We start from the raw sequence: 11,400 nt of genomic DNA on the forward strand, positions 1-11,400 counted from the left end.
GGCACGGGGGCGTCCGCTCGCAGGCCGCGCGGCGACGCGTTGACGACCACGTCGTACGCATTCGCATCCACGGAAGCGGCCGCACTGTGCACTTCACCTTGTCCGAGCGCATTCAACCGGCCGATCAGCGACGCCGTGCGTTCGGCATCGTTATCGCGCACGTCGAGCGAGGCCACGCCCGCTTGAATCAGCGCATGTCCGATCGCGGAACCCGCGCCGCCCGCGCCGACCAGCAGCGCGCGTTGGCCGCGCAGATCGCAACCGGCATCGACGAGCGCCGCGACGAAGCCGTTGCCGTCGAACATGCCGCCATGCCAACTGCCGTCCGCCGCGCGGCGCAACGTGTTGACCGCTCCGAGAAAGCTCGCCTGTTCGGTGAGCGAGCCGCAATACCCGGTGGCGCTGAACTTGTGCGGGACGGTAATGATCACGCCATCGACATTGCGCATGGGCGTCACGCCCGCAAAGAACGCGGGCAGGTCGGCGGGCGCGACGTGCGCGGGGACGACCAGCGCATCGCGTCCGGCGGTGCGCAAAGCGGCGGTCACGCCGGATGGCGAGCGGACCTGCGCAATCGGATCGCCGACGATGAAAATCACCCGCGTGGCGCCGCTGAGGCCTTCATCCAGCGAGGTGGAAAAAGAAGGGGCGTCGGGTTGCGTCATGGTGTATGTCTCCAGAGTGTTGCCCGGTTTTCATCTTGCGCGATGCCGGGCGATCTTGCTTGAGTGGGTTCCGCGCGAACGGGTTGCAGAAAACCGGTTGGTGAATTCCGTGAACTTTAACTTTTTGTGGAATAGCATTCAACAATAAAATTATTTCGCGTGAATGCGAAGTAAGCCAAGTCGTCGATAGAAATCCACGGTCTGACGTAGTCCTTCGTCAAGCGAGGTGTGCGGCAGACCGGGCAGCAACTCCTCAAGAGCCGCATCGACCGGGAACGACGTGGCGATCGGTAACGGCGCGCCGGCCGTATCGATACGTGCGCCCGGCACGATCACGCCGATACGCTCGACGACCTGATCCACCGAAACGATGTCGCCCGCCAGGGTGAACGCATGCGCGCCGCGCGGCGCCTGCACGAGGGCGGCTTCATAAGCGGCGGCGACATCGTCCGCAAAAACGAGCCCTGTCGAACCGGTGAACGGAATCGTGTACGGCTCGCCGCGCGCCGCGGCACGGCACGCGAGGCTCGGTCCGGCGCTCGAGCCGGTCTCGCGTCCGGCGCCATACACGACGAGCGGCCGGAAGCCGATGCTGGCAATGCCGTGGTCGTGCCAGTACGCGCGCGCTGCGCCTTCGCAGGCGAGCTTGAACGCGCCGTAAAAGGTCTGCGGAAAAGGCACGGCGCCGTCATCGGGCCCGAAGACGCCCGCGCTGCTGGCATACAGCACATTCTTCAAACCGGCCGCACGTGCGGCTTCAAAAACATTGAGCGTGCCGATCAGATTGATTTGCGCGCCGCGCACCGGATCGAGCGCGCAGGCCGGCGTGAGCACGCCCGCGAGATGAATCACCGCGTCGCAGCCGCTCAATGCGCGCGACACATCGGCTGGATTCGCAATGTCGCCGCTCGCCCATTGCGCCGTTGCGGCTTGCTCAGGCGCGAGCGCTTCCAGCAGACGCGTATCGGCGCGCAGATCGAACGCCCGCACGTCGATGCCTTTGCCAAGCAGGCGCCGCATGATCCACGCCCCCAAAAAACCGCTTCCTCCCGTCACCAATACGCGCATCGTCTTTCCTCCGTAATGCAGAAATATTTTGCATTTTCTCGTTTGTGGAATAGTATTCCGAAATCAAAGCAAATTCTATAGATGTCGACGAACTGCGACGAACGATCCGTCGCGGGCCCAGACAAGGAGCAGAGGAGCAGGACATGGTGCAGACTTTCAGCGGGTTGCAGCAGAACGAAACGTTCGACGTCGTGGCGATCGGCGCCGGCGGGGCAGGGATGTCGGCGGCGCTGTTCGCTGCCATCGAAGGCGCCCGTGTGTTGGTGGTGGAAAGCACCGAATACGTGGGAGGCACGACGGCCTATTCGGCCGGCACCACGTGGATTCCCGATTCGATGCACGGCTCGTCGGTCAATCCGGACGACAGCAGCGCCAATGCCGAGGCTTTTCTGCGCCGCGCGGTGGGGGAGCGCAGCAGCGAGGCGTTGCGTCGCGCGTTTCTGACAGCCGGCCCGCAAGCCGTCGCGCATATCGAGGCGAATTCGGACGTGAAATATCGGGCGCGCCCGTTTCATCCGGACTATCTGTCCGAGCTCGCAGGCTCGACGTTGCGCGGCCGCGCGCTGGAGCCGCTCGCTTTTGATGGCCGCAAACTCGGCAAGCATTTCGCGCTGATCCGTCCGCCGATTCCGGAATTCACGGTGCTCGGCGGCATGATGGTCGATCGCGACGACGTCGGTCATCTGCTCGGCATGACGAAGTCGCTGAAGTCCCTGCGCCATGCCGTGAAGCTGCTCGCGCGCCACGCGCGCGACCGCATGAGCTGGCCACGCGGCACGCGTCTCGTGATGGGCAATGCGCTGATCGGCCGCCTGCTTTATTCGCTGCTGGCTCGCAACGTCACCGTGCTGACGAGCACGAAACTCGAAACGCTGCGCACCGGCGCGAACGGCAGTGTCGACGGAATCACTTTGAGCCAGAACGGCCAGCGGCGTCAAATCGCAGTGACAGGTGGCGTGATTCTCGCGAGCGGCGGCTTCAACCGGCATCCGCAACGGCGCAGCACGATGCTGCCGGGCGTCGATTCGAGCTGGTGTCCCGGCGCGCCGGGACACACCGGCAGCGCGCACGATCTCGCGCTCGCCGTCGGTGCACGTTATGGCGAAGGCGCGTTGAGCAACGCGTTCTGGGCGCCGGTCTCCGTGCGCAAGCGCAAGGACGGCACGACCGCGGTGTTCCCTCACTTTCTGATGGATCGCGGCAAGCCAGGCATGGTGGTCGTTGATCAGGCAGGCAAGCGCTTCCTCAACGAAAACACCTCGTATCACCTGTTCGGTATCGCGATGCAGGAGGCGCATCGCCAGTCGCCGCGCGTGCCCGCGTATCTCGTCACGGATGCCGAAGGCTTGCGCAAATATGGTCTCGGCATGGTGCGTCCGGGCGGCAAAGGCCTCGCCCCATTTCTCGCCGACGGCTATCTGACACGCGCCGATAAGCTCGACGAACTCGCGGGCAAGCTGGGCATCGACCCGCGCGGATTGGCCGATAGCGTCGCAGGCATCAACGAATACGCAAAGACCGGCGTCGATCCGGATTTTCAGCGCGGCACGACCGATTATCAGCGCGCCAACGGCGACGCAAACTGGCCGGGACCGAATCCCTGTCTCGGGCCGATCGGCCGCGCGCCGTTCTACGCGGTGCGGCTCTATCCCGGCGACATCGGCGCGGCGACCGGGCTGGTCAGCGATCAGCGCGCCCGCGTGCTCGACCGCGACGATCAACCTATCGGCGGCCTGTACGCCTGCGGCAACGACATGCAATCGGTGATGGGCGGCGTGTATCCCGGTCCGGGCATCACGCTGGGACCTGGGCTCGCGTTTGCCTATCTCGCCGGCCGCGATGCGGCTGCGCGCGCCAAAGCCGCTTCGGCTTCGAGGATTTCGCCTGCACCGCTCGGTTCTGCTGACGCAAGCCCGCAGCGGGCCAAAGAAAAAATCCTCTGACGAACCAGGGCTGCGCCTGGTTTGAATGAAATTAGAAAGTGGAATAGTATTCAACAAAATAGATCGAAAACGATCTATTCCCAACCGACGAAGCGAACTGGTAATGAAGCGCGATCCGATCCTCGAATGTGATGTACTGGTGCTGGGTTCCGGCGCGGGTGGCCTCGCCACAGCGGTCACCGCCGCGACGCGCGGACTGCGCGTGATGGTCGCGGAAAAAGCCGCGGTGTTCGGCGGCACCACCGCATGGTCGGGCGGCTGGATGTGGATTCCCGGCAACCCGCTCGCAACGCGCGCGGGCCTTGTCGAGGAGCCTGAAGCATCGCGCACGTATCTGCGCAACGAACTCGGCGCGCACTTCGATGCGGACAAGGTCGACGCGTTGCTCGACTACGGTCCCGAGATGATCGACTTCTTCGAACGCAATACGTCCATGCGTTTCGTCGACGGCAACCGCATTCCCGATTTTCATACCACGCCGGGCGCCATGACGGGTGGCCGCTCGGTGTGCGCAATGCCGTTCGACGGCCGCGAACTGGGACCGCTGATCGAGCGGTTGCGTGAGCCGCTCGGCGTGGTGACGCTCAAAGGCATGGCGATCGGCTCTGGGCAGGACCTCGCGCATTTCTTTAACGCCACGCGTTCACCGCGCTCCGCATGGCACGTGCTGCGCAGGCTCGCGGCGTTCGCGGGCCACAAGCTGCGCTATGGCCGCTCCATGCACCTGGTGAACGGCAATGCGCTGGTCGCGCGACTGCTCAAATCCGCCGCCGATCTCAACGTCGATCTGCGCCCGAACGCCAAGGCGGTCGCGTTGCTGCGCGAAGCCGGCCGCGCGGTGGGCGCGCGTGTCGAGATCGACGGCGTGCCGCACGAGGTGCGCGCCGCGCGTGGCGTGGTGCTGGCTTGCGGCGGTTATCCCCACGACCTCGCGCGCCGTGCGCAAACTTTTGCTTATACGCCGTCGGGCCGCGAGCACTGGTCGGCCGCGCCGCTCACCAATACTGGCGACGGCATCCGTCTCGGCGAATCGATCGGCGCGCACTTCGATGCATCGCTCGAAACGCCCGCCGCCTGGGCACCGGTCTCGCTCGTGCCGCAAGGCAAGGGGCGCGCGGACGTCGCTTTCCCGCATCTGATCGAGCGCGCGAAGCCGGGCGTGATCGCGGTGACGCGCGCGGGGCGCCGCTTCGTCAACGAAGCTTCGTCGTATCACGACTTCGTCAGCGCGCTGATCGGCACCACGCCTGCCGGTGAGGAGGTCTGCGCGTGGCTGGTTTGCGACCATCGTTTCCAGCGCCGCTACGGGCTGGGCTTCTCGAAGCCGTTTCCGTTTCCCACCGCGCCGTATCGCCGCTCAGGTTATCTGAAGCGCGCGAACAGTCTTGCCGAACTGGCCGCGCAATGCGGCATCGATCGACATGGATTGGAGAGCACCGTGGCGGCCTATAACAGCTACGCAAAGGATGGCTTCGACCCGCAATTCCACAAGGGTTCGACGCCGTACAACCGCGTGCAGGGCGACGCGCGGCACGCGCCGGGTCCGTGCCTCGCGCCGCTCGAAACCGGCCCGTTCTACGCGGTGAAGCTGCTGCCGGGCAGCCTCGGCACGTTCGCGGGCCTCGCCACCGACGCCACCGCTCGCGTACTCGATCACGCGGGCCAGGCCGTGGCGGGCCTTTATGCAGTCGGCAACGACAGCGCCAGCATGATGGGCGGCTGCTACCCGAGCGGCGGCATCACGCTCGGTCCGGCGATGACCTTCGGTTATCTCGCGGGCCTTTCCATCGCTGGCGAAACCCGGGCGGCGCAAGTAGCGCAGGGCGCGAAAGACGCATCAGCATCGGCCGTCACGAACACCACGAACACCACCATTCAGCCACAAGGACACATCTAATGACGCTCTACGACGTAGTGACACTAACGGTGAAGATCGGCGCGAACGCGCAGGTCTTCGAAAGCATTCAGGCAAGCGGCGATCAACCGGGCTCGAAGCTGCTCGGCTGCTGGTATTCCGATATCGGCGCGCTCGGCCAGGTGCTGGTGCTGCGCGGCTTCGATTCGGAAGCTGCGTTGATCACGGAGCGCAAACGCATGCTGCTCGAAGGCAATCCATTCGGCTGCGGCGAATTCGTCACCGACGTGAAGATCGACAGCTATTCGCTCTTTCCGTTTCTGCCGCCGATCGAACCGGCCGTCTACGGCGGCATCTACGAGATGCGTGTTTATGGCACGAAGCTCGCGAGCCTGCAGCACACCATCGACGCATGGGAGAAAGCGGTGCCCGAGCGGACGCAGCGTTCGCCGCTGGTCGGCGCGATGTATTCGCTCGACGGCAACGTGCCGCGTTTTCTCAACATCTGGCCGTATGCGAGCGTCGACGAACGTTCGCGGATTCGCGCCGAAGCGGTGAAGGACGGTATCTGGCCGCCCAAGGGCGGCCCCGCGCATCTGACCACGATGGAGTCGACGATCTGTGTGCCGGCGCCGTTCTCGCCGTTACGCTGAGCGCGGACCCGCGGAGACGAAATCGTAATCAGGAAACGACATGACCCAGCACAACTCACGGGCGCTCTCGCTGTCGGCGTTGACCGTGCTCGAACTGAGCCCGCCGCGGATGGTGGAATGCGCGGCCGAAGCAGGCTACGACTTTGTCGGGCTGCGCCTGTTGCCCGCCACCGATCACGAAGTACGCTACGACATCATCGGTCCAACGCTGTTGAAGCGCGAGACGCTCGCGTGTTTGCGCGACACCGGCGTCAAGGTGCTCGACGTCGAAATTCTGCGGCTCAAGCCCGACACCGATGTAGCCGCCTGCAAGCCGATGCTCGATACCGCCGCCGAACTCGGCGCGCGCTACGTGCTCGTTGCGGGCAACGATCCTGACGAAGCGCGCACCGCGGAGCGTCTCGCGCAACTCTGCGATCTCGCCGCGCCGCTCGGCCTGTCGCCTTCGCTCGAACCCATGCCGTGGACCGACGTGAAGGACATCACGCAGGGCGCGCGCATCGTCAAGGCGGCGGCGCGGCGCAATACCGGCCTGATTGTCGATCCGATTCACTTCGACCGGGCGCGTTCATCGACCGACGCATTGCGCGCGTTGCCACGCGAGTATTTCGGCTACGTGCAGTTTTGCGACGCGCCGGCCGAGCGTCCCACTGACCTCGACACGCTGCTTTACCAGGCGCGTTGCGAGCGTCTGATTCCTGGCGAGGGCGGTATCGACCTTGGCGGCATTCTGCGCGCGCTGCCCGAGCATTTGCCGGTCAGTATCGAAGTGCCGACCCAACGGTGGGCTCAAACCACGCCCGCGGTGGAGCGCGCCCGCAAGCTGCGCGAGGCGACGCTCGCCGTACTCGAACGGACCTATGCGATGACGTAGTCCGCTTCATCTTCCCCGACGCCGGTCCGCCGAAGCACACGCCAAAGATGCCGCGCGGCATGAGACCGGCAACCTCAATCGATAGCGATAACGATAACAACAGTCTGGAGACACCTGATGGAACCTTCACACAAGGCGCCGCGGAAACCCGCGTCCGCTTCGCGCGTCATTGACGTGCAGCAGTTGCTCGACGAACAACCCGTCGGGCGCTTTCAGATTCTCGTGTTGCTGATGTGCATGTTCATCGTCACGCTCGACGGACTCGACACCGTGATGGTCGGTTTCATCGCGCCGGCGTTATCGAGCGCGTGGGCGATTCCACGCGATGCGCTCGGCCCGGTGATGAGCGGCGGCCTGCTCGGCCTCGCGTTCGGGGCGCTGTGCGCGGGGCCGCTCGCGGACCGCTTCGGCCGCAAGACGGTCATGACGGGCGCGGTGCTGTTCTTCGGCATCTGGAGTCTCGGCTCGGCCTTCGCGAGCAACATCAGCGAACTCACGGTGCTGCGCTTTCTCACAGGTCTCGGTCTCGGCGCATCCATGCCCAACGCCGCCACGCTGATGGCGGAATACGCGCCGCAACGCTGCCGCGCGCTGATGGTGACGACCGTGTTCTGCGGCTTCACACTCGGCGCGGCCGGCGGCGGGTTCGTGAGCGCATGGCTGATCGCGTCGCACGGCTGGCATTCGGTGCTGATTCTCGGCGGCGTCTTGCCGATTCTCTACGTGCCGCTGATGATCAAATGGCTACCCGAATCCGCGCGTTTCCTCGCGCTCAAGGAAGCACGCCGCGCGCGGCTCGTGTCGGTGATGAACCGCCTCGAACCTGGCAGCGCCGATCAGACCACGCGCTTCGTCGCGCATGAAACGCCGCAGCGCGAACGCAGCCCGGTCCGTTTGATTCTGTCGCGCGACTACGCATTCGGCACGGTGATGTTGTGGATCTGCTACTTCGCCGGCTTGCTGACTGTATATCTGCTCGGCAGCTGGCTGCCGACGCTGATTCGCGGCGCGGGCTTCACGCTCGCCGAAGCGGCCGTGGTCGGCGCCCTGTTTCAGGCGGGCGGCACGATCGGCTCGCTCGCGATCGGCTGGCAGATGGACCGCTTCAATCCGCATCGAGCGCTGGGCGCAACGGTGTTCGCGGGCGGCGTGCTGGCCTGGTACATGGGCTTGCCCGGCCACGGCATCACCGCGATCAGCGTGCTGGCGTTCGGCATGGGTTACTGCATGAACGGCTCCAACACGGGATTCTGCGCGTTGGCGGCGGGCTCCTATCCGACCCGCATGCGCGCCACCGGCACGAGCTGGATGCTCGGCATTGGCCGCTTCGGTGGGATTGCGGGGGCGATGCTGGGCGCCGGCATGCTGCACGCGAACTGGAGCTTCGGCCAGGTGTTCACGTCGCTCGCATTGCCTGCGGCGGTGGGCGCGGCGGCGGTGCTGCTCAAGGGCGCGCGTCATCGCGGACCGGTGCTGCAGATCAGCGCGGGCATTGGACACTGAGTTCGGCGGATTTTCAACGGCGTCAGACGCGGGCGCCCTTGAGTTCCGCTATGGAATCGTGTTCTCATTCGGCATCGAAATCGAATTGAGAGTGCAACATGGCGGGGAATCTGGAGCGGGCGCTGGCCATCATCGAATTGCTGGCGAAGCAGGGCGGCAGCATGCAGCTGGCCGCCATCGCCGACACGCTGAACATTCCGCGCAGCGGCACGCATCGGCTGCTGGCCGAGTTGAGCGAAGAGGGCTACGTGCGGCAGGATGAGCACGGCGAGTACGTGCTGGCGCTCAAACTGGTGTCGCTCGCGCTGATGTGGCTGTCCACCGGCGGCGTGCTGGATATTTCGCAGCCGGTGCTCGACCGGCTGGCGGCGGCGTCGGGCGAACTGGCGCGGCTGGGTGTGGTGGAGGACGATCACATCACCTTCGTCGGCAAGGCGCAGGGCGCCAAATCCGGCTTGCGCTATGACCCGGACATGGGCAGCCAGCCGCCGCTGCACTGCACGGCGAGCGGTCAGGCATGGCTCGCCACCATGAGCGACGAGGAAGCGCTCGAACTCGTGTCGCGCCAGGGCGGCATCGGCAAGGCGGGGCCGCGCGGCCCGAAGGCGCCGAAAACGATCCAGCAGTTCCTGCAGGACCTGGCGGGCGCGCGCAAGCGCGGCTACGGTGTCGCGAGCGAAACCTACGAGGCGGGCATGACCTCGATGGCGGCGGCGATCCGTCATCCGTTGACCGGGCTGGTGGTGGGGATCGTCAGTCTCGCGGGCCCGACCAGCCGCTTGCCGGAAGCGCGTCTGAAAGAGTTGGCGCCGGCCCTGCTCGAAGCCGCGTCGGACATGGGCGCGGCCACCATGAGTTCGCCGTATTTCAAACGCAGCCTGCGCGTGGCGCCGGTGGCGGCCGTGGTGCAGCCGGTCGAACCGAAACGCAAAGGACGGCCGCGTGCCGCTTGAGCCTCGGGCGGCTTGGCGCGGCACGTGAGTTTGTGAAAGACCGCGGGCGCGGACATGTGGCCGCGTCGCCGGGCTGAAGCGCTAGGCCGCGTTGCGCACCTGCTGCAGGTCGAAGGCGCGGGCGCGCATGTCCTGCGGGCTCATGTCGAAGGCGCGGCGAAACGCGCGGGTGAAGTCGGACGCGCTCTGAAAGCCAAGGCCAAAAGCGATTTCCGCCACCTGCAAATGCGGATAACGGACCAGTTCGTCCGCCGCCTCGCGCAGACGGCGATTGCGGATATAGGCGCCGAGACCGCCTTCGTGCTCGAACCAGCGATAGATCGTCGCGCGCTTCAGTTGCAGCGCCTGAACCACGCTGGTCGGCGTGAGGTCGCCCTGATGCAGATTGGCTTCGATATAGCGGCGTACCCGGCCCATCACCGCGCCCTGCAGCGCGGCGCGGCCCGCGCCGCTCAGGCGCGCCTCCTTGCGAAACGCGGCCACTAGCAACTGCGTGCCCGCCTGCAGGGCATCGATGGCGCTGGCCGGATCGAGCCGCGCAATGTCGCGGGCGAGCGCCGTCATATGATCCAGCACGACGCCGGTCAAGGGCGAGCCTTGCTGGACGATGCGGCCGTGAATCGCCGCGCCGTCGCGCAACGCCTCGTCCACCACCGCGGCCGGTACGAACAGGCTCAGAAGGCGGCTTTCGGGGCGCTCGGCGCGAAACGGCTGGTTCAGATCGAACGCGACAATGCCCGGCACCGAACCCGGCGCGCTGCGTTTCTTGTGCATGCCGGTGACGTGGCCGACTTCCCCTTCCACGAACAGTTGAAATACATAATCGCGCCGCGAGTCGGTGGATACGCGGGCCACCGAGCGTTCCAGCAGCATCGAATCGGTGCGGCAGTCCGTAAAAACCATGCCGCCGACCGCATATAAATCGATTTCGCCGCGAAATCCCGCGGCAACCTGCGCCTTCGACGGCGGCGCGTCGACCACGTGCCCCACGCGCTGGCGCCAGGCGAGGAATTGTTCGGCGGGTGCCAGTCCGTGCGTGCTGAAACGGCTCGTCGAAATGGCGGAGCGCGAATCGGCCGCGGCGGCCGCGGCCAGATGTTGCGGCAGGGTGCGCTGGTTCATTGAATCGGTTGTTGCAAGCGAGAAAGGCGTGTCGGCGAGGCCGCGGCGTGCATATGCGGGTATTTCACGCGCCGTCGTCTAATTTTGAGACGTACGGTCAAGCCTAACAAAAAAGCGGCATTAATGTTGCGTGATGAGATGCAGATCGTTTTCGCTGACGGCGCGGCAGGCAGTCGACCGCCGCTCCTCATTGGAATCGCAACTGCGCGCAGAAACAGCGCCGATCCGTTACGCGCGCTGCAAGGGTAGGAGGTTCACGCTTTGCCGTCAGACAATTCACGGGGTATCAAAGATGAGCGGCACGAACATGCAACCGACCGTGCAACGCGGCGCTCGGCGTCCGGCTGGTCTGGTAGACAGCCAGTTGCAACATCTCGAGAACGTGGTGGAACACCTGACGCGTGGGGACGCGTCCGGCGGGCTATATCCACTCGACCACGAGTATTGGGAAAGACGGATCCGGGCGCTGGAAGAGACTTACGAACTGATTGCCAGCCAGCGGCACCGCCTGACGAGACTTCTCGAAAGACTCGCGAGCGAAGCGCAGATGGCGCGCAGTGCGCTCAAGCCGCGCACGGCGGCTTGAGTCTGTCGAGGCACGGGAACGCGAGGACCGGATTTTAGTCGGGGAGAACCAGATCGATGCATGCCGGCATCGCTAATAAAAGCAGCAGAACCTGAGAGCAAGCGGCGATGGTGCGAACGGGCCCGAAGGGGCCCCGTCGCCCCTGCCCCAAGCGCGAGTGTGCACGCACACCCGGCGC

At 65.4% G+C, this 11,400-nt stretch carries 10 protein-coding genes; 7 read left to right on the plus strand and 3 right to left on the minus strand.

The annotated features are described in order from the left end of the window. Positions 1-665, minus strand: a 665-nt coding sequence (locus tag PQR32_RS41565) for a shikimate dehydrogenase family protein (RefSeq protein WP_408241545.1), incomplete at its 3' end; no start/stop codon positions are given. A 150-nt stretch (positions 666-815) separates the two neighbouring features. Continuing rightward, positions 816-1,733, minus strand: coding sequence for an NAD-dependent epimerase/dehydratase family protein (locus PQR32_RS41570; protein ID WP_408241548.1), 918 nt, complete (start codon positions 1,731-1,733; stop codon positions 816-818). 143 nt (positions 1,734-1,876) lie between these two features. Between PQR32_RS41570 and PQR32_RS41575 the strand changes: the two genes are divergently transcribed. From PQR32_RS41575 to PQR32_RS41600, 6 genes are all read left to right on the plus strand, one after another. Next, a complete protein-coding gene (locus tag PQR32_RS41575; protein ID WP_408241551.1) occupies positions 1,877-3,676 on the plus strand; it encodes an FAD-dependent oxidoreductase in 1,800 nt (599 codons plus the stop codon). A 103-nt stretch (positions 3,677-3,779) separates the two neighbouring features. After that, positions 3,780-5,573 carry an FAD-dependent oxidoreductase gene (locus tag PQR32_RS41580; RefSeq protein ID WP_408241554.1) on the plus strand — a complete coding sequence of 598 codons (1,794 nt, stop codon included), beginning with the start codon at positions 3,780-3,782 and terminating at the stop codon, positions 5,571-5,573. Beyond that, positions 5,573-6,184, plus strand: coding sequence for an NIPSNAP family protein (locus PQR32_RS41585; RefSeq protein WP_168791407.1), 612 nt, complete (start codon positions 5,573-5,575; stop codon positions 6,182-6,184). The genes PQR32_RS41580 and PQR32_RS41585 overlap by 1 nt, the downstream gene beginning before the upstream one ends. A 40-nt stretch (positions 6,185-6,224) precedes the next feature. After that, the gene (locus PQR32_RS41590; protein WP_408241557.1) at positions 6,225-7,058 is read left to right on the plus strand and encodes a sugar phosphate isomerase/epimerase family protein; all 834 of its coding nucleotides are present in this window, start codon (positions 6,225-6,227) and stop codon (positions 7,056-7,058) included. Between the two features lie 117 nt (positions 7,059-7,175). Further along, positions 7,176-8,561: an MFS transporter gene (locus PQR32_RS41595; RefSeq protein ID WP_408241560.1), complete on the plus strand. Its 1,386-nt coding sequence runs from the start codon at positions 7,176-7,178 to the stop codon at positions 8,559-8,561. A gap of 98 nt (positions 8,562-8,659) precedes the next feature. Beyond that, entirely contained in the window at positions 8,660-9,514 is an 855-nt protein-coding gene (locus PQR32_RS41600) for an IclR family transcriptional regulator (protein WP_132381976.1), read from the plus strand. A gap of 81 nt (positions 9,515-9,595) precedes the next feature. On the opposite strand, the gene PQR32_RS41605 is transcribed toward PQR32_RS41600, so the two are convergent. After that, positions 9,596-10,636 carry an AraC family transcriptional regulator gene (locus tag PQR32_RS41605; RefSeq protein WP_408241563.1) on the minus strand — a complete coding sequence of 347 codons (1,041 nt, stop codon included), beginning with the start codon at positions 10,634-10,636 and terminating at the stop codon, positions 9,596-9,598. Between the two features lie 292 nt (positions 10,637-10,928). On the opposite strand from PQR32_RS41605, the gene PQR32_RS41610 reads away from it, so the two are divergent. Continuing rightward, positions 10,929-11,222, plus strand: coding sequence for a hypothetical protein (locus PQR32_RS41610; RefSeq protein WP_408241566.1), 294 nt, complete (start codon positions 10,929-10,931; stop codon positions 11,220-11,222). Positions 11,223-11,400: the final 178 nt, after the last annotated feature.

The sequence above is a fragment of the Paraburkholderia dipogonis genome (assembly GCF_046027395.1).
Lineage (GTDB): Bacteria > Pseudomonadota > Gammaproteobacteria > Burkholderiales > Burkholderiaceae > Paraburkholderia > Paraburkholderia dipogonis_A.